The sequence below is a fragment of the Microcoleus sp. A003_D6 genome, from assembly GCF_036702825.1.
Taxonomy (GTDB): domain Bacteria; phylum Cyanobacteriota; class Cyanobacteriia; order Cyanobacteriales; family Microcoleaceae; genus Microcoleus.
The window spans coordinates 21,298-44,910 of record NZ_JAUBWA010000056.1 but is presented as its reverse complement, the minus strand read 5'-3'; the positions used below and the strand labels follow the sequence as shown (position 1 = coordinate 44,910).

The window sequence follows — 23,613 nt, the reverse complement described above, 5'->3', positions numbered from 1 at the left end:
AAAAAATAACTCTTGTGGGATGGGCATCTTGCCCGTCCCATCAATAGATGAAAAGGATTTTTGCAAGAGGTCTATTGTTAGCCCAATTTGACTTCTCTTTACCAACTTCTTGCCAACCTTGTTTAGATAATTTTTGTTAACCACCGGAAAACACCGCATCAGCTAACTTCTCCCACGTCCCACAGATACTATCATTAGTGTAAGAATTTAGGACTGCTTCTTTTGCTTTCGGATAAGCTGCCTTAACTGCTGCTAAATCGCCTAGAAACCATGCTTCTCCTTCTTCAATTGCTATGCAAAATTGCGTTTTTGGCTTAGGACTGCACTTATCCACAAGGTCAAGTAGTTCTCTGCGAAACGTACTGAGGCATCGGTTATCTAGATCGCAAATTACAATGAGGACAAAAGAGTAATCAGGGTCAGATAATGTTTTACCCCATCCTTGAACTATTTTCGGAAGCTGGTCGAGCAGAATTCGTTTTTTCGGGTCAGAAGCAGATTTTAAATCTGTAGGAATACGCCCAATTCCTTTGTAAGGATGGATATTAAATGTGTGTTGTTCGGTGCTGATAATCTTTGGTATAAGAATTTCAAGAGCCGTTTTTCCAGAAATATCCTCGACAAGTATCTCAAAGTGCATTTATTCACCTTTTATCTAGATAATCGCTGTACCAAAGTCCGCCAAGGGGCAATCCTTCAGAAACAAGGTTATTAATGAGAGAATCTTCGCTAGCTCGTCTGATTGTAGAAAAACCATCCTCGCCCTTTTCAAGTAGCCAAACCTCTTCAGGGTTAAGAGCATCGACAAAATAGGGTTGATGTGTTGTAACAAATACTTGCGAGCCACTTTTTTTAGCTGTAGCGTGTTGTCGAAATTCTCGGGCTAGAATTTCTAAAAGCTTGTGGTAAAGTTTGTTTTCTGGTTCTTCAATGCACAAAAATGGCGGTGGTGAGGGGTCTTCTAAAAGAAGGAGATAGGCAAATACCTTCAGTGTTCCGTCTGACATTTGTTGAGCATAAAACGGTTCTTTAAAACCTCGATCGTTGAACCGCAACAGAAGTCTACCGTCTGGACTTTTTGCGGTGCTAATCTTTTCCAACCCTGGAATCTTACTAGAGATTTTTTGCAGAATTGATTGGAATTTCTTAGGATGCTCTCTCTCCATAAATTGAACCACATTTCCTAGATTGTCTCCATGAATATTCAATTGTTTTTGTGGCCCAGCCAGAGGTAAGCTACGGGCAGCGTCTGGTGTGAAATAGCTGAGATACCATTCTTCGATAAATCTACGAAATGCGGAAATTCTTGGGTGTTGTTTGAGCGCTCCCAAAGTAGCAATTCCCAGTTTTCGCTTGTCGTCAAGTTCAACTATTTCCTTTTCTTTACTTTCTTCTGATGTCTCAGCTATTTGGATTTCTTCTATAAAATTAGTAACATCAAATTCTCCTCGATCTTCATCAACTAACTTGCCTCCTTCTTCACCTTTCCAGGCTACACCCTTACCTTCATCTAGAATCAAAAAAGAAAAAGGTTGTCCTCTGTCTTGTCCTTTTCTCCGCTGTCTAAGTCTTTCTTTTTTTACATAGGGTCTTTCGGAAGAGTCAAGGTCTATTGCCAACTCATAGGTCATTGGTCGAGCGTTACCATCCTGTTTATAGTAAATCTCAAACTCAACACTTCCCTTTTGTCCTTGCGATCTAATTCTCTCGAAACCTCCCCGCCCGCGGGAATCACAGGCTTCTTCGACTCCCCCTTTTAAGCAGTCTGCAAGAAAGCCAAAAGTGTCGAAAAGCGTGCTTTTCCCAACACCATTTTTACCGATAACGGCTGTCATTGGCGTTAGTGCCTGGGCATTTTGGGTATTCCACAGCTTGCCCATAGTAATATCACGCAGCGAGCGGTAATTTATTACCCTAAATCCTTCTATTTTTGCCACTTAAGTTCCTCTGCTTTATTAGGAATGTTATAAGTTACTCTAACCATATAACAATTCAGTAACTCTAACATTATACTTGATTTTACTTATTAGCTAGCATCTGCCCAAGCGCATTGAGGCACGTTCCAAATGGCCCGCACTATCAAAACACTGCAAACTAGCTGCCTGAATCGATATCCGCTTGTTTGTTTGTGTTTCGTCATGTACGTTAATGTCACAAAATGTAAAGCTCTCATCACAAGAGCGATTGCTTCATTAAGGATCGCAAATTAAATAACTTACAATTTTAATTGTTATTAGACCTCTTGCAAAAGTCCTTTTAATCAAATTTTGGAACGGGCTCTCCGGCCCGTTCCACAAGGAAAATGTTTTTTGTGGGATGAAAATCGGTGGCGAGCGCTACCCTCATAATGTCACTCAACCTGTCATAATAGTTGTTGTTATCTTGAGCGAGGTTCAGAAGCCTAAATGCTTAACCCATCAAGGTTTCAGAGGCGTTGTCACCCCTCAGTAAATAACAGAATATCTATGTATTCAATGCTACCCCAACCACTGCCGTTTTCCATTCATTACTTTCGCCAACTAGCTGCCTTGGGTGAGAAGTTTCAGATAACCGATCGTCAAGGTAAATCTCTCTCAATTTCTGAAGGGATAAATCGAGCGGCTGATTTAGTACATCGACAAAATCAGCAGCAGCGAAAAGTTATGTTCATTGGTAATGGGGGGAGTGCAAGTATAGCCAGCCATCAGGCAGTTGACTATTGGCGTAATGGTAATATTCGAGCGATCGCCTTCAACGATAGCGCCTCACTGACAGCCGTTAGTAATGACTTCGGCTACGAACAGGTTTTTAGCAAACCAATTTCTCTATTTGCTCAATCTGGAGATATTTTGTTTGCGATTAGCAGTTCGGGAGAGTCAACAAACATCCTTGCGGGCGTTCGCCAAGCGATAGAAAGGGATTGTCAAGTAATTACCCTCTCTGCCTTCCAACCCAATAACCCTTTGCGTCAACTTGGACATCTGAATTTTTACGTTCCGACTATGTCCTACGGTTTTGCAGAAATCATGCATCTGTGCATTTGTCACTGTATTATAGATGGTTTGGTTAAGGGGACTTTGCCTAGTTCTGATCGAGATAGCTCTCTGAGCATTGTTGAAGACGAAGCATTTTAATCGTTACCAAAGGTAAAACATTGATTATGTACTTGAGGAAACTTAGTTTCAATGGAAATAACAATCAATACAGAAAAGTATCTTGACTTTGAAACCTGTGCAGAGGTACTTGATAGCTACCGACAACAAGGGTCTAAAATCGTCCTCTGTAATGGAGTGTTTGATTTACTTCACCCAGGACACATCGCTCATTTGCAAGCCGCTAAAGCGATGGGAGATTTATTAGTGATTTCCCTCACAGCTACTCCATACGTTAACCGAGGGCCGGGAAGACCGATATTTTCTGATGAGCTGCGTCTGAGTTCTCTAGCCGCACTAGCTTGCGTTGATTACGTTATCTTAACCCCGAAGGTAACGGCGTTGGAGGTGATTGAGAAAGTGCGTCCCCATATTTACTGCAAGGGAGATGAATATGCTGATGCAAGCAAAGATGTAACCCATAATATTGACAAAGAAGTCGCCCAGGTTAGAGCTTTTGGGGGCGATGTTCGTTATACCAATGAAATCACATTTAGCTCAACGCAATTAATTAACAATCACCTTAATGTTGTCCCTGCTGAATTAAAGGATTACGCTAGGGATTTGACTCAGCAGTATCCGTATGAGCAAATCGCAGAGGCTGTGGAGGCGATGCAGCCGCTTAAGGTTTTAGTGCTTGGCGATGTCATTATTGATGAGTTTGTTCACTGTACTGTTCAAGGATTAACATCGAAAGGTAGAGCGCCGTCCACTCGATTTGTGAAAAAAGAACAGCACCTGGGAGGAATTTTTGCCATTGCTCGTCATCTTGCCAGTTTCGCTAATTCTGTTACAGTAGCAAGTGCGATCGGGAGTGAACCTGATGTGCATCGCTTGATTGCAAATCATATCAATGATTCGTCGCTTCATCTAAATTTGCATCAGGCAGAAGGCTATTCCACTATAACCAAATGCCGTTATATTGAACAGCAAGGCACAACAAAGGGTTATACGCAACTCTTTGCGATTAATTCTATAGATGAAGACGGACTAGCACCCCAGGAGCGCCAAAAACTCTTAGATTCTTTGGAGAAGTCCATCAAAAGCTACGATATAGTTGTTTTGGCTGACTATGGTCATGGATTAATTGATTCATCGGTGATGGAACTGGTTCAAGCTCAAGCACCGTTCCTAGCTGTTAACTGCCAAACCAACAGTGCCAATTACGGTTACAACCTAATCAGTAAATATCGACGAGCCGATACATTTTGTATAGACGAGCAGGAGCTTCGCCTTGCCTTTTCTAATCGATACGGCGATCGCAACGAACTACTGAAGCTTTTGCAATCCCATTTAGGGGCGAAACAAGGCTGGTTGACAATAGCCGATTCCGGATCTTTGGGAATTGAGGCACATGGAGAACTGGAAATGACTCCTGCTATGACACAACAGGTCAAAGATACTACAGGTGCAGGAGATGCCTTTTTTGCCCTAGCTAGTTTGAGCGCCAAGTTAGGTTTACCTCTAAGGCTGGGGTCGTTCTTGGGGAATTTGGCAGGAGCGATCGCTGCCAATATACTGGGGAATGAAAAGCCTGTGGAGAAAGCTCGCTTATTGAAGTTCGCCAAAACAATTTGTACGTTCTAGAAGACTGTCAGGAACCAATCAATCTATGAATTCGATGCAACAAGTTCTGGTTACGGGTGGTGCAGGTTATGTGGGAGCTGTCTTAGTTCCTAAACTCCTGCAAGCTGGATATCGAGTCAAAGTGCTAGATCTCTATATCTACGGGACAGATGTGCTAGCTGCTGTCAAAAATCATCCAAATCTGGAGGAGATTCAAGGAGATATCCGCGATCGCGCACTGCTTGAAAAAGTGATGCCGGGATGCGATGCGGTGATTCATTTAGCTTGCATCTCCAACGATCCGAGTTTTGAATTAGATCCGGATTTGGGTCGTTCAATTAATTATGATGCGTTTGTTGACTTAGTGGATGTAGCGAAAGATTCAGGAGTCAAGCGATTTATTTATGCCTCTTCTTCCAGCGTTTACGGGATTAAAGAAACCGACAATGTTACAGAAGACTTGCCGCTTCTGCCTTTGACAGACTATTCCCGTTACAAGGCTTTATGTGAGGAAGTATTGCTGAGTAAGCGAGAACCAGGATTTGTCACTTTAGTGCTGCGTCCGGCGACAGTGTGCGGCTACTCTCCCCGCCAGCGCTTAGATTTAGTGGTCAATATTCTCACCACTCAAGCTATCAACAATGGCAAGATTACAGTTTTTGGCGGCCAGCAGAAACGCCCCAATATTCATATTGAGGATATGACCGATCTTTATCTCAAGTCTCTCCAATGGTCAGATGAAGCTATCGATGGGAAAATCTTCAATGCTGGCTACGAAAATCATACCTTGATGGAAATTGCTGAGATGATTCATAAGGTAGTGGGATCTGTAGAAATCGTCACCACACCCACTAACGATCTTCGTTCTTACCATATTTCCTCAGAAAAAATCAAGAAAGAATTGGGATTTGTGCCTTCACATACGGTGGAAGAGGCAATTCAGGATTTAGTAGCAGCCTTTCGATCAAATCAAATTCCAAATGCTCTAACAGATAGCCGTTACTATAACGTTAAAATGATGAAGGATCTCAACTTAAATTGAGATTAGACCTCTTGCGTGAATAGAAATTTTGGCGTTGCTCAAAAGCGAGATGATGTAAAACGAAGTTCCAAGCATCTAGTCTTATTTCATCCCAGGAATTAGCAACGCCTTCATCTGTTCATTACTCAGCACTTTGCTATAGCATACAAAATTTACCAAGACGTTAGAAAATTCCAATCTTCTGTATCGTCTGGGTATAATAATGGTGGCGGTTGATTGGGTTGTTCGAGTAAGGTTTTATAGTCTCCTGAATCTACCCATTTTAGGAGTTCCGAAGCCCGCATCACGACCCAAGATTCTCTGGAATCGTTGAAACTGAGTAACTTAGTAAGTGTACCTTGAGACTCTACATTGTTGTTGCTAAATTCGCGCACTTGAACGAGGAAATCAGCGATCGCTTCCGGCGTTACATAGCAACTGGGTAAACCGCCAAGTTTCATCAACGCGGTAATCGCTACATCCACATCCTGACAAGCCAGTAACGCCGCCCGATCCGCTGTAAACCTTGCCATCATTAACCAATTCCAGAACGCCAGTTCCACCCCATTAGCCGCCAAACCGCCAAATCCTAATGTAGCTGCATTCACCCAATTCTTTAAAAGCGGCATCACCATCGCTATTTGATGATAGAGCAAATGCTGACTCTTAATGTGGGCGACTTCATGCCCCAATACATAAATCAGTTCCTGGCTAGAAAGCCATTCGTAGGCTTCTAAATTCACCGTTATAATTGGACTTTCAATACCAATCGTAACGGTAATAATATGCCCCCAACCGCGAAACAAATATAAATCTGGACAGGGAGATAAATCGAGAATTTCACAAGTTTCTTCCAACGCCTGAGACAACCCCGGAAAATTGTTGGGAGTCACGCGAAAATCACTGCCCAAACATTGCAAACGGAGTAGGCGATCGATACCGTACTCATTCACTTTCTTCAGCAATAAAGAAACTCCAGGCATCTTTTCTAGAGACGCTAAAGCTTTGCGATCGAAAGGATGTTCGTAAGTCTCTGACTTCAATCCTAATAAGACTTTTTTCATCCTAAATAGACCTCCTCTAGGAAATGTGCCTGTTCCTCATCATGCTTAGCCATTCATTTCTCGATTCAGCAATGCCGAAATTTTAGAGTTTTTCACCACAGAGGTAGCTTGCTTCTGCGTAGTACACAGGTAAACACATATGATTGCTCGTTTGCCCCATCAAATTTGGGAATGAAGATTGATTCATGCAATATGTCTATTATACCCCGCCATCATTTTTGGTTTGGCGGGGTACGACAGCTTCCTGTAGTTCCGCATATTTTAGTAGCGTTTATCCAGCTTCAGCAAACATGGCAATCAATCGATTTGCTGGTTCAGTCATTGAGACATACAATTCTGGTGGTAAAGACCAGACATTACTTGGCTTATTGGGGTCAAGGTAGAAGTTACAAAAACCTTCAATAAACTTCCCAATTATATCAATTTTATAGCCCCAAGATTTCAGCAATGGCAAGGCATCATTTTGAACTGTTTTTAATAAATCATTTCGAGTGCTTGTCAGTCTCAGAGAATGAAAAATGGGAACCGCCATTTCTAAAGCTTCAACAATTCCACTGCTGACTCCCTCGTAAGACCATTCAATATCAAAATCAATCATGCGAACGTTTCCCTGGGAGTCTATAATTTCATTATCGCCCCAGCGATCGCCATAAATGATTCCCTGTCTGTGAGCTAAATTAAGTTCCTTCAGAATCTTGAGGATAATTTCTACTTCTCCAGCCTTGACAAATTCATGGAACGTTCTCCCTTCTATATATTCAATCAGCATCCAATCTGTATCCGCATGAATTAACTTAGGAACAGGTAAGCCTACAGCCAGTGCGCTTTTGAGAAAATCAATTTCTTCAGCAATATTCCTGAGTTTAAATATTCCTCCAGCTTCTAAAAAGCTAGTAGCTTCATACATATACCTCATGTATGCCTCAATTTCTTCTGAAGAACTCTCGCGTCTAGCACGAAAAACGTAGCGATCTTTCTCTGTTGTAATTAATAAGATGTGATTGAACGCCCCTTCCACATTGGGTTTCTCTAGTTTCGCGGTTTTTCCCCCTGGTAGTCGATCCAAAGCCTGTGCAAGTCCTTTTGCAATATTTTCCGGCAGTACAGTCGTGAAGTTTTCATTCATTGGATTATTCATCATCTTTAATTAATGCTTAGTTATATAATTTTAGCTAAATTATCAAAAAATTCCGCTATTATTTCATGATAGTGAGAGGCAAAATCAAGATGCTCGATTTCTTCTCGACTAAAGTAAGCTAATTTCTGACCTTCGTGAAGCTTGGTATTACAGATATCTAAATCTATTTGAGTCCAAAAAATGTGTTCATCGCATTCTTCCCACACATAAGACTTGAAAAATTTTACTTCACCTAGCTCTAGTTCCATTTCCTCAAGTAGTTCTCTGCGAATCGCTACTTCCGGAGGCTCATTTTCTTCTAGATACCCTCCCAGTAATGCCCAAGTATTCGGAAAAGGGATAAAGGTTTTATTATCCCGAAGTACGAGTAAAACTTGCTGCTGACTGTTGAGAAGAATAATGTCAGATCCTGGTGGTTCTCTCATTGCAAGTTTGTTATAGCGGACTCTAAGATTGTAGGACAAGGATAGGGCGAGACGAAAAATATAATTATATTTTTATATTTGTCTAGAGCGAAAGAAAAGGTAGAAAGCATCCCGTCCCAAACCCGTATAGTTTGTAGAGTCTTAATTTCCGACAGGCGCCCCAGAGACAGGCTCGGTATTGGCATCGCTGCTAAGCGATTTTGCTAAGTACACTGCCAGCAGAGCCGTTTTGGCAAACAGGAACAACGACACCGACAGCCACAAAATATGATTGTTGTGGAAGTACCAAGCGGCTATAGCTGATGGGGCAAATCCAACAACAGTGGCGATCGAGCTGACGTTGCGAATGATATCCCCTTGGGCTAAACCTAAGAAATATCCTTCCAGCATCGTGGAAGCTGAAGAAAATGCCAGTAAGAAGATTAAACCCCAAGCATATGTATTAATGTCTGAAGTAATTTCAGTATGGTTGGTCAACAGCCCAAATATATTTTGAGGAAAGAATACACACGCTGCGGCAAAGCTGAATCCTACTAACAAGCTGCTTGCCACTGAAACTCTCACTAAAGGGATAAACTTCTCCTTTTCCCCCTGACCTTTAAAGTTTCCGCTCAATGTTTCGACGGCATAACCGAGTCCATTAGTAAAGTAGACGCTCATTTGCCCTATCTGCATCAACAAGGTATTCTGGGTAAAAAGAACTGTCCCCATCGTGGCACTGAGATTGCCAAAGATGGTAAAGGTGGCCACTTCAGTTAAAGTTCTAATAAGTATATCTCTATAATATGCTACCCAAAGCCACCCCGGCTAAAGAGTGGATTTCTGTCAGATGACCCAAAAAAGCCACGCTGCTTAAACCCGATAGCGGCACCATGATGTTGGACAGAACATTGACGATCGCTAGGCGGTAGAAGCGAGGCAGGAAGTCATACTGGCTTGGGGGCGCAAGGTTCATAACTTGATTAAATACTTAACATAGCTTGATAATAATAAACGTTTTGGCGTGGTGCTAGAGCAGTAGCATTTTTAAGGCAAGAGTAGTGGCTAAGTGTTTATTTGTCACGGATTTGGATTATACCTTGGTTGGCGATGATGTCGCCTTGGAAAACTTGAATCGGTGGTTGAGCGAGCAGCGTCGAACCTACGGTACGGTTATTTGTTATGCTACAGGGCGATCGCTCCCCCTCTATCAAGAACTGATAGCGAAAAAAGCACTGTTAGAACCCGATATACTGGTGCTTGCCGTTGGTACGGAGATTTACTATCAAGGTAGTCATACCCCTGACCCAGAATGGACTGCCAAGCTCCGGGAGGGTTGGAACCGACAGCAGGTGGTTGAGGTAGCAAGACTATTTCCCACCTTCGTTCTCCAGCCTCCGATTGAGCAGACTCCCCTCAAAGTCAGCTACTTTGCCAACCCAGATGACTTTTACACGGTGTTGCCTCAGTTAGAAGCAATCCTCAAAAGCCAAGGCTTGGCAATCCAAATGGTAGACTGTGCTGCTGGCATTTTAGAAGGATTAGAGTATTTCGGATTTTTAAAAGACAAGTAGTTTGTCAAAGACAACTAGAAAGGATTATTTGCGAATGACTAATACAAATCATGAACCAATTGTTCTGATCTCTACGGCAGATGATAACTATGCTATGCCTTTGGCTGTTACAGTTAAGTCAGTCCTTGTTAACCTCAAAAATAAACGTAAGGTAGTCCTGTATGTACTTGATGGCAATATTACCCCAGCCAACAAACATAAGATAGCTAAATCTCTTGATTCAGAGCTAATAGAGATTTTTTGGGTGCAGCCAGATGAATCGCTGCTTGTAAATATGAAGCTTGACGATAAATATAACACCCTTGTAGTTTACTACAGGCTTTTTATTGGTCAACTTATCCCGAAATATTTCAATAAAGCAATTTATATAGACAGTGATGTGGTTGTGCTGGGAGATTTAGAACAGTTATGGAACCTTGATGTTGGAGATCAATATTTATTGGCAGTTCAGGATACTTGGCAGCGATATATCAAAAAAGCTATGAAACATTATGATAAAATAGGGATTCATCCAGATTATAAATACTTTAATGCTGGAGTTTTAGTCATTAATCTTGAAAAGTGGCGGGCTGACAATGTAGGTACCAATGCTCTAGAATTCATCACAAGGAATCGGGATTATCTGCGCTGGCACGATCAGGATGGACTCAATGGAGTGCTTGCAGGTAAATGGGGAGAACTAGATCCAAGCTGGAATCAAATGAAAGCGATATACGACTACTCATCATGGACAGAGAGTCCCTACACAGAAGAAGCCTTTAATCAAGCGCTTCATCATCCTCGGATTGTCCACTTTGCAGATTTTCCTAAACCTTGGCAACCAAATTGCAAACACCCCAAGCAAGATTTATTCTTCCAGTATATGGCTATGACAGCTTGGAATTCTACCGATACTTCTCTGGCTAGCTCATCGACAAGCGATAACATACCAGAATAGTATTAATATGTTTTTCTCCCTCTGTTGGAGGACGTAGAGGACACGGTTTATTCGGTCAAACAGTTCTATCCTCATAAATAGACCTCTTGCAAAAATCCTTTTAATCAAATTCTGGAACGGGCTCTCCGGCCCATTCCACAAGAAAAAAAATTTTGTGGGATGGGCCGGAGAGCCCGTCCTAGTTATTTTTGCAAGAGGTCTAATATATATTTGATTGAGGTCAGCAGCTCTTTCAAGCAAGCACTGTCTTGCTATAATAATTTTAATAAATTTCAAAGAATAATCTATGCAGATTAATACACCTGATTGGGTCAAACACGCTGTTTTCTATCAAATATTTCCCGATCGCTTTGCTAGGAGTGTCCCACCACACCAAAAGTGGTTGCTTGATGTACCTTTAGAAGACTGGAATGCTCCACCTACGTTTCACGGTTATAAGGGGGGAAATCTTTGGGGGGTTATCGAACAACTGGATTATTTACAAGATTTAGGCATTAATGCAATTTACCTAAATCCAATTTTTAGCTCAGCGAGCAATCATCGTTATCATACGCTTGATTATTACCAAGTCGATCCGTTATTAGGGGGTGATGAAGCGTTTACCAGTCTACTTAAAGAAGTTCATCGCCGCAATATTAAACTTGTCTTAGATGGAACTTTTAATCATGCTAGTAGGGGTTTTTATTTTTTCAATGATATCTTGGAAAATGGTTCTAATTCTCCTTGGGTAGATTGGTTTAAGATTCAAGGATGGCCTCTGGCACCCTATGATGGTTCTCGTCCGGCTAATTATGCTTCATGGAACGATCATCGTGCTTTACCTGAGTTTAATACCGATCGTCCAGGAGTACGCGAATATATTATGCGTGTAGCTGAACACTGGATTGAGCTTGGTGCAGATGGTTGGCGTTTGGATTCAGCGGATTACATCAAAACTTCCGGATTTTGGCACGAATTCCGCGATCGCGTCAAGGCAATCAATCCCGAAGCATATATTGTTGGAGAAATTCCAATGGACGCGAGTGAATGGTTAGATGGCGCACAATTTGATGGCGTGTCAAGTCTGCCTTTTCTGATCGCTACGACTGCTTTTGTTGTGGGCGATCGCCAAGTCAAAGGTCATTTTAAAGAATATGCTCCCCCACCTCCAACGGATGCTGTTGGATATGGGGATAAAATTAATGAGTTACTGCAACGTTATCCTTGGGAAATTCAGTTAACTCAGCTTAACGGGATCGACAATCACGATACAGCAAGGTTAATTGATATTGCAGGAGGCGATCGCCCAAGTTTATATTTAGCAACGCTGTTACTATTTACTTTTCCTGGCGCACCTTGCATATACTATGGTGATGAAGTCGGTTTGACTGGTGGTTACGATCCAGAGTGTCGTAAAGCTTTTCCTTCACAAGAAGAGTGGGATCGAGATATTCTGGAGTATCATCGTCAACTAATTACACTGCGCCATACTCGCGCAGCACTGCGGATTGGTGAGTACCTTTCGTTGTATGCTGAAGGACAAATTTACGTTTTTGCGCGGATATTGGGAGAAGAAGTATTGGTAATTGCGGTTAATGCTGGCACTGAAACAGCAAAAGTAAGTATTCAGCCATCATGGCGCAGCCTTGCGGCGGCTTCCGCATCGGAGCCTAACCAAGTATTATTCACCTACGGCTCTAATGAGGTAAATTGGAGTGGTGAAGCAGCACAAAGAAGTCTCAACTTCACACTTGCACCGCGCTGTGGATTAATTTTGGGTTAATTTCATTTATGGACTCTAATCACTCACTACTGTTGGCGACTGACTTAGATGGAACGTTTCTTGGTGGCTCCGATCGACAACGATCTGAATTTTATCAATATATTCAAGACCAGCGCGATCGCATTCTTTTGGTGTATGTGACCGGCAGAGAACTTGACCGTATTAGTGAACTATACAACGATCCAAACATTCCTCAACCCGACTACATCATTGCTGATGTCGGAACTACAATCGTACACGGTAAAACCTTCGAGCCTATTTCTGTTTTGCAAGACTGGGTGGCGCAAACTTGGGGAAATGCTAACGAAAAAGTTAAAGCGTTATTAGCCAATGAACCTGGAATAGAATTACAGCCTGTTAATCCCCACTATCGTGTATCCTACTACTATAAACCAGAATATTTGCAACCTAGAACCATCCAAAAAGTTATCGACGCTGGATTTGATTCTATCCTGTCGTATGATATCATACTAGACAACCATTATTTTGATGTTATGCCAAAAGGCATTTCCAAAGGCCCAACACTCCTGAAATTTTTGGCAGAAATGAATTTTAATCCCGATGACACAATTACTTGTGGAGACACTCTCAACGATTTGTCATTATTTGAAACAGGATTAAAGGGAATTGCTGTAAGAAATTCTGAACCCAAGTTAGTCGAGAAAATTAAAACAATGGAGAACGTCTACTACAGTCCATATCCAGGTGTAATGGGGATTTGGGATGGTCTTAAAAAGCATGGCAAGGATTAAGTAACTTTAAAAAATAATTAAATTAAGTAATTTATGAGATTTGCCTGAATGTTAAAATTAAAATCATCCCCAAGGTTTGAAAAATGATTGCGACAATCTAAAATTCCAAATCAAAAATAGTATAAGGAACGAGAACTAATGCCTGTAACAACCTTACGCTTTCCCATTAACCTAGATAGTTACAAACCGTTAAAATTAGACCCGACTAATTCAACTTTGACGGATGAGCAAAGAGAAACGCTGAAAGCTAATATTCAACTTTGTCGAGACACTATTGTTTTTTTTACTGCCATAGCAGCAGCAAAAGGCGTAGGCGGTCATACAGGAGGGGCTTATGATACAGTTCCCGAAGTTATGATTCTAGATGCCTTCTTTCGGGGAGTACCAGATAAGTTTGTACCGATTTTCTTCGATGAAGCCGGACACCGAGTTGCCACACAATATCTCATGGCGACTCTACTCGGCGATCTTGATTCTGAAAATCTGCTGCACTATCGAGAACCCTATTCTAAACTTCTTGCTCATCCGGAACGCGGACGCACTCCTGGGGTAAAATTTAGTGCTGGGAGATTGGGACATATGTGGCCTTATGTGAATGGAGTAGCGATCGCCAATCCGAATCGGGTAGTCTTTTGTCTGGGATCGGATGGGTCACAGCAGGAAGGAAATAATGCCGAAGCAGCACGTTTAGCTGTAGCCAAAAATCTCAATATCAACTTAATTATTGACGATAACAATTCTACCTGTAGTGGATACCCTTCAGATTATTTACCAGGTTTTAATGTCAGTCAAACCTTAGCTGGACATGGACTAACTGTACTAACAGGAGAAGGCGAAAACCTAGATGATTTGTATGGTCGTCTCTGTGAAGCAGCTACCACAGACGGTCCCGTAGCGGTTGTGAATAAACGCCAGATGTGTCCTGGTATTAGCGGGGTAGAGGGTACGCCCCTTGGTCATGATGCTTTGGGGTTGGATTTGGCGATCGCTTATCTGGAAACTCGCGGACACACTCAAGCCGTTAATTATCTCAAAGGAATTGTTCCACTCAAACCAACCTACACCTTTACAGGTTCTAGCAGTAAAACTCGCCATGTCTTCGATGCCACCGTCGTTTCAATTCTCAGTTCCATGACTCCCGCCGAACGCCAAGAAAATGTGATGTGCATCGACAGTGATTTGGGAGAGTCCTGTGGGATTAACAAAATTAGTCAAGCCTATCCAGAGATTTTCTATCACGGTGGCATCATGGAGCGAGGAAATTTCGCAGCGGCGGCGGGATTTGGCATGGAGGAAGGAAAACAGGGAATTTTCAGCACCTATAGCGCCTTTTTAGAAATGTGCATTTCAGAAATCACAATGGCGCGGTTGAATAAATCCAACGTTCTGTGCCAATTTTCCCATAGTGGTATAGATGAAATAGCAGATAATAGCTGCCATTTTGGTTTGAATAATATGTTTGCAGATAACGGGCTAGATGATGGCTACGAAACCCGTCTGTATTATCCAGTAGATGGCGGTCAAATGAAAGCCTGTGTGGAGAATGTGTTTCATCAACCTGGTTTACGGTTTATCTTTTCCAGTCGTTCCCCAGTCCCCGATATCCTGGATGCTGATGGCAAACCTCTGTATGGAGACGGCTATACCTTTGTTCCCGGAAAAGATGACGTGGTACGTGAGGGTACAGCAGGGTACATTGTCAGCTTTGGTGAAGTAATTTACCGCGCTCTTGAGGCGGTGGAAAATCTCAAGCAAGCAGGAATTGATGTAGGGCTAATCAACAAGCCAACGCTGAATCTGGTTGATGAAGACATCATGGCTCATATTGGCTCCACACCCTTTGTCTTGGTCGTTGAATCGTTAAATCGTCGCACAGGGCTGGGAATTCGATTTGGGTCTTGGTTACTAGAGCGGGGTTTTTCTCCCAAATATGCCTATATGGGTACTCATCAAGAAGGTTCGAGTGGAGTATGGGAGCAATTACCCCATCAAGGTATTGATGCTACTGGGATTATGAACAAAGTCAAGGACTTAGCGGGGCGATCGAAGTATAGCGGTTCTCAGATATTTGTTTAAGGATATTGGAGGGAGATTAGTTTATTAATCATTGATAAAAAGTCGGAGAATGTTTTTTTGTAAAAAAGAGAATGATTGCTTCTTGGTTATTATTTAAATTGAAAGAGTTATAAATAGATGAAAAGAGTTTGGAGCAATTTTCAATATTTGCTGATTATTAAACTAATATATCCTATACTGTTAAATTTTATCGATACTCATTTCCTCACAAACACTGAGGCAATGGAGCAATGTAAAAGGGAAAATAATATTCCTAATCTTGAAGATGAATATCAACAAATACCAGCTCTTAAATTCATCTATTTTGTTTTATTTGATTATATTAACAAACATTTAATTGGAAGAGCCGAGTTGATAGAAGACTCCCAAAGTAACCATAATTTATATCGATTAAAGTATGATGAGACTGCTGCAATTAAACAACCCATCAGTTATCAGCCAATACCCAGTGTATTAAAAGAAAAAGAAGGAGTTTTTAAATTTACCGTCCCTTTTGCTGCTGAAGTAAAAAATGTAGAATTGTTTGGGATTGATGCTATTGGATTTTCTGAAGATAGAAAGATTATTTTAGAAACAGCTTTAAACAGAGTAGACTGTTTAGAACACAGTGTCATTTCAACACTTAAGCAAGGTTTTAATTTCCAATATATTAGACCTATCTCTGATTTGGAACATATTGATTTAGCTTGTTCATTAGTTAATTATTGGAGTCGATTGTACGCTCATTGGATTTCTGAGGGCTTAACTCGGCTAGAAGCCTTGGAATATTATACTAAAAAGACAGGCAAAAAACCAGTATTAATAATCGATAAAGACCCTCCACTTTGGAAAATTCAATCTTTAGAATTGATGGGCTATCCATTAGAAGATTGTATTCAATGGAATGGATATAGAGCTAAGATTAACCAATTAGTTATTTGCTCTAAACGGCGGGAAGAAGGCCGTGTTTCAATCAAAGCTTGTTCTTGGGTAAGAGAACGTATTCTTGGTAATATAGATAATTATGCAATTTCAAAGGTTCCTTTGAGTCCAAAAATTTTTCTTTCTCGCCGTCAAACAAATGCTCGGCGCATTCTCAATGAAGAAGAAGTAATAGAAACTTTAACTAAAATGGATTTCGTTACTTATGTTCTTGAAGATATAGATTGGCAAGAGCAGGTAAAAATTTTTGCTCAAGCCAAAATTATTGTTGCTCCTCATGGAGCCGGATTAACAAATATGATTTTCTCTCAGAGGGCAACTATAATTGAAATATTTGGTCAGAAAATTAGTCATTTTTTCTATACCATAGCTCAAGGGTTAGGATTTAATTACGGATGTCTGTTTTGTGAAGCAAATAACGAAAATATTATTGTTGACTGCGAACAATTGAGCAAACTAATTTATAAAATGTCAAACCACAAGTGCTAGTTATATAGCAATTCTATTTGATTGGCTAACAAACCAACCGCTCCAAGCGATAAGCTGTTGTGCATTTAAACCACTAACTAGGCTTGTAGGGTGCGTCAGAAGCGAACACTTACGCTTAAACGGGAAAAACTTCGGACTGACGCACCCTACAATCTATTTTAAATGTTCAACAGCTTACAGAACAGTGTAATATAAAAATAAGCTGTTCGACATTTAAACCGCTAACGAGGCCTGTAGGGTGCGTCAGCTAGAACACTTACTAAGCAAGGGAAACAAGATAGGGCTGACGCACCCTACAATACTATTTTAAATGCGTAACAGCTTACATCCATAAGATATAATTTTAATTGGTGATATAAAAGTGTGCTATACTAAGAAATGTTCTAATAAATTAGAATATTAAGCTTTGAATGAATGAATAGTCAAGTGAATTCTCATAAACGTTGCTTAGTGACTGGTGCTGCTGGGTTTATCGGCAGTCACTTGTGCGATCGCCTTCTAAAATCAGGTCATAGTGTGGTTGGTTTGGATAATCTGGTTACAGGGCGAACTGCTAATCTAAAAATAGCTCAAACCTCTAAAAATTTTACTTTTATGGAGCAGGATGTAGCCAATATTTCTGCTCCCACCCTAGCAGACATTGATTGGGTATTTCATTTAGCAGGATTAGCTGATTTAGTTCCCTCTATCCAAAATCCAGGAGACTACTATCATTCTAATTTACATAGTACCTTCGCTCTTTTAGAAGCCTGCCGTACTGCTCAAATCGAGAGGTTTATTTACACAGCTTCCTCAACCTGCTACGGCATTCCTGACCAATATCCAACACCAGAAACATATCCCTGCCATCCCAAACACCCCTACGGATTGACTAAATATATGGGGGAACAACTCGTCATGCATTGGGCGCAAGTTTATAAACTTCCAGCCCTTTCATTACGACTATTTAACGTTTATGGGCCGCGATCGCGCACGACAGGGGCATATGGTGCGGTATTTGGGGTTTTTTTGGCTCAGAAACTAGCCGGAACACCTTTCACTGTAGTGGGCGATGGGACTCAAACTAGAGACTTTACCTTTGTCAGCGATGTAGTAGAAGCCTTTGTCAAAGCTGCTCAATCTGATATTATAGGCGAAATTATCAACATTGGTTCCGGTAAATCTGAAAGCGTTTTGAGACTCGTTCAATTATTAGAAGGTGCGATCGTCCATATCCCCAAACGTCCAGGAGAACCTGATTGTACTTGGGCAGACATTACCAAGGCTACCACTCTTTTAGGATGGCAACCTCAAGTAACCTTGAGTCAAGGAGTAGCTGAGATGTTAGCCAATATTGAACTCTGGCGAGATGCTCCAGTCTGGACACCGGGATCGATTCAGCAAGAGACAAAATCGTGGTTTGAGCATCTAGGTTAAGGAATTAACATGACAAACTCATCCATAAGACTTTATCAACAAGCGATTCAGGTACAAACCACTGGTAAGTCGCTATGTCAGATTACACCCCAAGTGCAAGCGATCGTCACAGAATCGGGAATTCAAGCAGGGCTTTGTACTCTTTTCCTGCGTCATACTTCAGCCAGTTTACTGATTCAGGAGAATGATGCGCGATCGGATGTAGAAGCATTTTTTGCCAATTTAGTTCCAGAAACAGGTCAATATCTCTTAGCAGGAGAAGGTTTAGATGATATGCCTGCCCATATTCGAGCCGCCCTCACCCACACTTCCGAACAAATTCCCGTTGGTGAAGGTCTTTTGCTGGTGGGTCGCTTGCAAGACATCTATATTTGGGAACATCGCCAGTCTGGTCATTCTCGTGAAGTGATTATTAACATTTTGGGATATTAAATAAAGTGCAAAAACAATTAGAGATTAATCAAATTCCCTTCGTTAATCTCAAAAGTCAACACGCTTTTATGAAGTCTGAGTTACTGATAGCAATTGGCGAAGTTATTGATGGCGGGGATTTCATTTTAGGCGAGCAAGTTGCTGAGTTTGAGCGTCAGTTTGCTCAATTGTGCGGTGTTCGTTATGCCATTGGCGTAAATTCTGGGACAGATGCTTTAATTTTGGCACTAAAAGCGATTGGGGTTCGTTCTGGTGATGAAGTCATCACTGTTCCTAATTCCTTTGTGGCTTCGACTACTTGTATTCGCGTACTTGGTGGACGACCTATATTTGTGGATGTGGGCGCTGATTACAACATAGATCCAAGTCAGATCGCAGACGCTATTACCTCTAAGACAAAAGCAATAATTCCAGTCCATCTTACAGGGCGACCTTGCAACATGGAACCGATTTTAGCCATTGCTAAAGAGAAAGGAATTGCCGTAGTGGAGGATGCGGCTCAAGCTGTACTGGCTGAGTATCAAGGTCAGCCAGTGGGTTCTTTTGGAACTGTGGGCTGTTTTAGCTTACATCCACTCAAAAACTTAAATGCTTGTGGAGATGGGGGAGTGTTAGTTACAGATAATCCAGAACTGTACGACAAGCTGAAAATTATGCGTAATACTGGCTTGCGCAGTCGCGATGACTGTGTTTTATGGTCTCACAATTCCCGTTTAGATACTTTACAAGCAGCAATTCTTCTAGTCAAATTGCGCTACCTCCACGAATGGACACAGCAACGTCGAGAAAATGCTCGCTATTACCAAACTCAACTTGATGGAATTTCCCAAATTCAAATTCCGCCAGAACGTGAGTGGGAAAAATGCGTATACCACACCTTCGTCATTCTAGCAGAACGGCGCGATGAATTATGCCAATTTTTGAGAGAGCGCGGTATAGGCACGGCAATCCATTATCCAGTACCAATTCATTTGTCTACAGCAGGCAGAGAATTAGGCTATACAGAAGGTAGTTTTCCCGTTGCAGAGATGCAGTCACAGCAAACGCTGAGTTTACCTATTTATCAAGGATTAACTGTTGAGCAACTGGAGCAAGTCTGCCATAATATTAAATTGTTCTATCTATATGTGTAATGTGTAAATTGAAAAAATTATCGCGCAAATAATGATATAATCCAATCTGGAATTTCTAACTTTTCAAACAGTCGTATCAGGAGGTTTAAATATGCCGAATAACATCAACTCATCAAACATTGCCTGTGCAGCTTGGGGCTGGAGAGAAGTAGAAATACCGGAATATTTTCACTGGGTAGCTAACCAAGGTATTCGCTCAGTAGAAGTCAATGCTCATCCACAAGCACCCAAACACCTTTTAGATAGTGGTAACGACGAATCAGTCGCCAAGATTGCCACTTGGGCAGAAGAAGCCGGAGTAGATATCATCTGTATAGCCGCACGAAATGATTTTACTATCCCCGACCAAATTGCTCTCGAAAAAGAGATTCAAAGAGTACAGCGTTTTATTGACATAGCTAAACAACTAAGGGCAAAATTTGTCCGCTTATTATCTGGTAGTCATAGAAACGATAACGTTCCGCCAGAGGTTTTTACTCGGCTTCACTATGCTTTTAACAAAATTGGTGATTACGCCGAAAAACACGGTATTAAAATAACCATTGAAAATCACGGTGGCCCAACAGCAACAGGGCAACGAGTTGCCAAGATTATGGAAGGCATCAAGAGTCCTGTGGTTGGAGTCAACTACGATCCTGCTAACTTTTTGAACCAGGGGACAGATCCCCTTATGGCACTACGCTACATCCTTCCTTGGGTAAACTACAGTCATTGGAAAGATGTCACATGGGCTAATGGCAAACCCAATTTCTGTGCTTTTGGAAAGGGAGAAATCGTTTGGGAGCCTATTATCAAAGAACTATTGAATGCCGGTTATCGAGGATACTGGGCAGTTGAGTACGAAGAACCAGCAGATGTTCAGCAGGGGACTAAAGAGAGTTTGAATTATTTGCGCCAAGTGTTACAAGAGTTTTGATTCCTGTTCTCAGTCACCTGATTTCTAATTTTTATAAGAGGATACTCAATTAAATGTCATTTTCTTTAGATGGACACGTTGCCTTAGTCACAGGAAGCAGTGCTGGGTTGGGGAAAGCGATCGCGTTGAGGCTAGGTTTAGCGGGTGCTAAGGTCGCCCTCAACTACAACAACAATGTATCGCGTGCAGAAAGTGCGCTGGCAGAGTTGCAAGACCTTGGCTGTAAGGCTGTCCTCGTCAAGGGTGATGTAACCAATGAAGAAGATGTGACAGCGATTTACGAAGCGATCGCTACACAGTTAGGATCTGTAGATATTTTAGTGTTGAATGCAACAGGGAATCAGCCCCAGATACCCTTTGAAGAGTACACTTGGCAAGATTTCCAGACAATGATCGACTTTTTTATCAAGAGTCCTTTCTTGCTCACCCGTGCTTGCTTACCCGCGATGAAGGAAAAACAATGGGGACGAATTATCAATATCAGTAGTGATGTTTTTTTTAGAACAGTCAACAACTTCAGCGCTTATGTTACCGCTAAAGGCGGGCAAATCGGGTTCACCCGCAGCATGGCCACCGAACTTGCGCCCTTTGGCATCACAGTAAATGCGATCGCTCCCGGGTGGATTCCCGTAGAACGGCACGAAACTACCACTCAGGAGAAAAAGGAGGCTTACCAAGCAAGAGTTCCCATGCAGCGTTTTGGAACCCCACAGGATATTGCCGAAGCAGTGCTTTACTTCGCTAGTCAAGAGTCCCAATTTGTTACGGGACAGTATTTGTGTATCAATGGTGGCATATCTCTGATGTAAATCCAGATTTTTTGACACTAAAGAATTCATAGCTAACTCCTAATTGAAGCACAAATAAGATTGTCGAGGCTTGATATGAAATATTTTGAACAGAAGACAAAGCTATTACCTCCAATAACCCAACCAAAATACGTTGTTTTTACAGATTTTGATGAAACTTATCTTGCTCGCGAAAACAAAGAGTGTCATAAAAACGATCGAAAAGAACTTGAGGAGTATTTGCTAAACAACACTCATGAAAAACAAATTATTTTGGGTTGGGTTACTGGCAGCAGTATAACTTCAGTCTTTTCTAAAATTAGTAGATATCAGTTGTTAAGATTATTACCTCATTTTATTGCCAGTAAGCTGTTGTGCATTTAATTTGTATGTTGAGGGCGGGCAGGATGCCCACCCCACAAGAGGAAAATTTTATTTGACTATGCAATTTAAATGCGGATTAGCTTAGTTTAGGGACAGAACTGATGTACTTCGATAAAAAACACTACGGTGAAAAAGATGAAACATGGGAAAGCCATCTCAGAAAAAGTGGGTTTTCAGATAAGTTAGTTAATAATTTAGTTAATATTTTAAAATTAGACCTCTTGCAAAAATAATTAGAACGGGCAAGATGCCCGTTCCACAAGAAAAAATAACTCTTGTGGAACGGGCATCTTGCCCGTTCCATCAATTGATGAAAGGATTTTTGCAAGAGGTCTATTAAATGCAATAAATCTGATACCACAATCTCAAATAGCAGATTCTCAGTATTTTAAAAATTACTATTACTATCAACAAAACGGCGTTGCTGAATGCAGATATGAAACGATCGCTCGAAGGCCGAAGGCTCTAATTTTAGAGAAATCATACCCATCTTCTGCAACGCCCTCTTTCCCACCGATTTTAATTAGCTAGATGACTGAATTGAGTTGATTCTTGAAATGATTCAATCGATTGCAGACTATCTGAAGCAGAATCCCAAAGAATGAACTTGAAACAGTCAGGAATATCGCGAATTCTCAGGGTTTTTGAATTAGCCAAGAGGTGAATATTGGCCTGATGACACGCCTGAAGATTGTAGTTAGGTATTCGCTCAGAGAGATGATGAATATTGTGGCAACCAATATCAGCCGAAAACCAATTGAGAATAGTTGGTAATTTTAGGTAACTACTGCCTTCTATTGCGCCAAGAAGATAGTCCCAACCCTCTGTTTTATGAGCGTAAGAACCATCGAAATTGTGCTGGACGAAGAAAATACAGATAAAGATCGCCGCCGAACAGGTCATGACAATTGAGTAAACACTCCAGAAAAAGCCAAACCCAAGTAAGTTGCCCAGATAAACCCAGCTACTAATAACGCAAATATTGTTGAATAATAAATCCCAAAACTCAGCCGTCGTATACCAATGTTTGGATTTATAAGAAGCAATGATTGCAGATAAACCCATGCCAAAATCTTGCTTGAGACAAGCAAACATATGTCCGATAAAACCAGCAATCCCCAATACCAGCGCGAGTCTTGGCTTGATGATTAGGTAGAAAAAACCACCGGGAAACAGCATAAATGGGTGTCTGAGGAACTGATACATTTTTTGACGAAATGTACTAAGTCTCGCAAATTGTTCGGTGGATATCAGCGCCGAAGGGCCTCGGTACATATCCCAATTACCATTATTTTTGTGGTGATAAGCGTGTCCCCTCGACCAGGGGTACTGAGGAATCGCATTGATAATACCTAGCAGAAAACCCACGACTCGATTGACTTTTTTGGAACTAAAAAGAGAATAGTGTCCGCAATCGTGCATCAAAGAGAAACAACGTCCTGAAAAGAGGGTCATTAACACCATTATCGGTGGAAGGAGGAATACAGAAATGGCTGCTGCCTTAAATGCTAAAAACCATAAAAGTGTATAGGGAATGACTGTATTGAGTATTTGCCAACTAGCTTTTAAATTGTTGCTCTTCATGTAAGGAGTTAGAACAAAATCTGACTTTTTTATCATGTTTCTCATTGAGGATGTCTATTCTGCTTCGATAAGATTAGCATTAGAATCAGGTGGCGATTCTTGCCATTGTTTAGCTGTGGTAATTG

At 41.4% G+C, this 23,613-nt stretch carries 23 protein-coding genes; 15 read left to right on the top strand and 8 right to left on the bottom strand.

Features of this window, described 5'->3' with window-relative positions:
- Positions 1-136 precede the first annotated feature (136 nt).
- Together QUB70_RS16925 and QUB70_RS16920 are read right to left on the bottom strand one after the other, a co-directional pair.
- On the bottom strand, positions 137-640 hold the full coding sequence (locus tag QUB70_RS16925) for a hypothetical protein (protein WP_332982091.1): 504 nt from the start codon (positions 638-640) through the stop codon (positions 137-139).
- A 4-nt stretch (positions 641-644) separates the two neighbouring features.
- Positions 645-1,937, bottom strand: a complete 1,293-nt coding sequence (locus QUB70_RS16920) for an AAA family ATPase (RefSeq protein ID WP_332982090.1) — start codon at positions 1,935-1,937, stop codon at positions 645-647.
- A gap of 537 nt (positions 1,938-2,474) precedes the next feature.
- Here QUB70_RS16920 and QUB70_RS16915 point away from each other — a divergent pair.
- From QUB70_RS16915 to QUB70_RS16905, 3 genes are read left to right on the top strand one after another with little or no spacing between them, the layout of a single operon-like run.
- Positions 2,475-3,113, top strand: a complete 639-nt coding sequence (locus QUB70_RS16915; protein WP_332982089.1) for an SIS domain-containing protein — start codon at positions 2,475-2,477, stop codon at positions 3,111-3,113.
- Between the two features lie 51 nt (positions 3,114-3,164).
- Positions 3,165-4,718, top strand: coding sequence for a PfkB family carbohydrate kinase (locus QUB70_RS16910; protein ID WP_332982088.1), 1,554 nt, complete (start codon positions 3,165-3,167; stop codon positions 4,716-4,718).
- 25 nt (positions 4,719-4,743) lie between these two features.
- Entirely contained in the window at positions 4,744-5,739 is a 996-nt protein-coding gene (locus tag QUB70_RS16905; protein WP_332982086.1) for an NAD-dependent epimerase/dehydratase family protein, read from the top strand.
- A gap of 152 nt (positions 5,740-5,891) precedes the next feature.
- Here QUB70_RS16905 and QUB70_RS16900 read toward each other — a convergent pair whose 3' ends face one another.
- The 5 genes from QUB70_RS16900 to QUB70_RS16880 all read right to left on the bottom strand — a co-directional run bounded on the left by QUB70_RS16900 (position 5,892) and on the right by QUB70_RS16880 (position 9,300).
- Positions 5,892-6,782: a M48 family metallopeptidase gene (locus QUB70_RS16900; protein ID WP_332982084.1), complete on the bottom strand. Its 891-nt coding sequence runs from the start codon at positions 6,780-6,782 to the stop codon at positions 5,892-5,894.
- Positions 6,783-7,053: 271 nt separating this feature from the next.
- Positions 7,054-7,923 (bottom strand): hypothetical protein, encoded by an 870-nt coding sequence (locus tag QUB70_RS16895; protein WP_332982082.1) that lies wholly within the window; start codon positions 7,921-7,923, stop codon positions 7,054-7,056.
- A gap of 17 nt (positions 7,924-7,940) precedes the next feature.
- On the bottom strand, positions 7,941-8,345 hold the full coding sequence (locus QUB70_RS16890; protein ID WP_332982079.1) for an NUDIX hydrolase: 405 nt from the start codon (positions 8,343-8,345) through the stop codon (positions 7,941-7,943).
- Between the two features lie 141 nt (positions 8,346-8,486).
- On the bottom strand, positions 8,487-9,095 hold the full coding sequence (locus QUB70_RS16885; RefSeq protein WP_332982078.1) for an MATE family efflux transporter: 609 nt from the start codon (positions 9,093-9,095) through the stop codon (positions 8,487-8,489).
- A gap of 28 nt (positions 9,096-9,123) precedes the next feature.
- On the bottom strand, positions 9,124-9,300 hold the full coding sequence (locus tag QUB70_RS16880) for a hypothetical protein (RefSeq protein WP_332982075.1): 177 nt from the start codon (positions 9,298-9,300) through the stop codon (positions 9,124-9,126).
- Positions 9,301-9,385: 85 nt separating this feature from the next.
- Here QUB70_RS16880 and QUB70_RS16875 point away from each other — a divergent pair, with 85 nt between their 5' ends.
- The 12 genes from QUB70_RS16875 (at position 9,386) to QUB70_RS16820 (ending at position 21,904) form a co-directional block, all read left to right on the top strand.
- A complete protein-coding gene (locus QUB70_RS16875; protein ID WP_332982073.1) occupies positions 9,386-9,898 on the top strand; it encodes an HAD family hydrolase in 513 nt (170 codons plus the stop codon).
- Between the two features lie 34 nt (positions 9,899-9,932).
- Complete coding sequence (locus QUB70_RS16870) at positions 9,933-10,835, top strand: glycosyltransferase family 8 protein (protein ID WP_332982072.1); 903 nt, start codon at positions 9,933-9,935, stop codon at positions 10,833-10,835.
- A 286-nt stretch (positions 10,836-11,121) separates the two neighbouring features.
- On the top strand, positions 11,122-12,597 hold the full coding sequence (locus QUB70_RS16865) for a glycoside hydrolase family 13 protein (protein WP_332982070.1): 1,476 nt from the start codon (positions 11,122-11,124) through the stop codon (positions 12,595-12,597).
- An 8-nt stretch (positions 12,598-12,605) separates the two neighbouring features.
- Positions 12,606-13,349, top strand: coding sequence for an HAD-IIB family hydrolase (locus tag QUB70_RS16860; RefSeq protein ID WP_332982069.1), 744 nt, complete (start codon positions 12,606-12,608; stop codon positions 13,347-13,349).
- Positions 13,350-13,487: 138 nt separating this feature from the next.
- On the top strand, positions 13,488-15,425 hold the full coding sequence (locus QUB70_RS16855) for a transketolase C-terminal domain-containing protein (protein ID WP_332982067.1): 1,938 nt from the start codon (positions 13,488-13,490) through the stop codon (positions 15,423-15,425).
- Positions 15,426-15,542: 117 nt separating this feature from the next.
- The gene (locus QUB70_RS16850; RefSeq protein ID WP_332982065.1) at positions 15,543-16,835 is read left to right on the top strand and encodes a glycosyltransferase family 61 protein; all 1,293 of its coding nucleotides are present in this window, start codon (positions 15,543-15,545) and stop codon (positions 16,833-16,835) included.
- 414 nt (positions 16,836-17,249) lie between these two features.
- The gene (locus QUB70_RS16845) at positions 17,250-18,251 is read left to right on the top strand and encodes an SDR family oxidoreductase (protein ID WP_332982064.1); all 1,002 of its coding nucleotides are present in this window, start codon (positions 17,250-17,252) and stop codon (positions 18,249-18,251) included.
- 9 nt (positions 18,252-18,260) lie between these two features.
- Positions 18,261-18,683 (top strand): secondary thiamine-phosphate synthase enzyme YjbQ, encoded by a 423-nt coding sequence (locus tag QUB70_RS16840; RefSeq protein WP_442927791.1) that lies wholly within the window; start codon positions 18,261-18,263, stop codon positions 18,681-18,683.
- A gap of 5 nt (positions 18,684-18,688) precedes the next feature.
- Positions 18,689-19,816, top strand: coding sequence for a DegT/DnrJ/EryC1/StrS family aminotransferase (locus QUB70_RS16835; protein WP_332982062.1), 1,128 nt, complete (start codon positions 18,689-18,691; stop codon positions 19,814-19,816).
- Positions 19,817-19,907: 91 nt separating this feature from the next.
- A complete protein-coding gene (locus tag QUB70_RS16830; protein WP_332982060.1) occupies positions 19,908-20,732 on the top strand; it encodes a sugar phosphate isomerase/epimerase family protein in 825 nt (274 codons plus the stop codon).
- 53 nt (positions 20,733-20,785) lie between these two features.
- Complete coding sequence (locus QUB70_RS16825) at positions 20,786-21,541, top strand: SDR family NAD(P)-dependent oxidoreductase (RefSeq protein WP_332982058.1); 756 nt, start codon at positions 20,786-20,788, stop codon at positions 21,539-21,541.
- Positions 21,542-21,616: 75 nt separating this feature from the next.
- Positions 21,617-21,904 (top strand): hypothetical protein, encoded by a 288-nt coding sequence (locus QUB70_RS16820; protein ID WP_332982057.1) that lies wholly within the window; start codon positions 21,617-21,619, stop codon positions 21,902-21,904.
- A 519-nt stretch (positions 21,905-22,423) separates the two neighbouring features.
- Here the strand turns inward: QUB70_RS16820 and QUB70_RS16815 are convergent.
- Positions 22,424-23,524 carry a fatty acid desaturase gene (locus QUB70_RS16815; RefSeq protein ID WP_332982056.1) on the bottom strand — a complete coding sequence of 367 codons (1,101 nt, stop codon included), beginning with the start codon at positions 23,522-23,524 and terminating at the stop codon, positions 22,424-22,426.
- Positions 23,525-23,613: the final 89 nt, after the last annotated feature.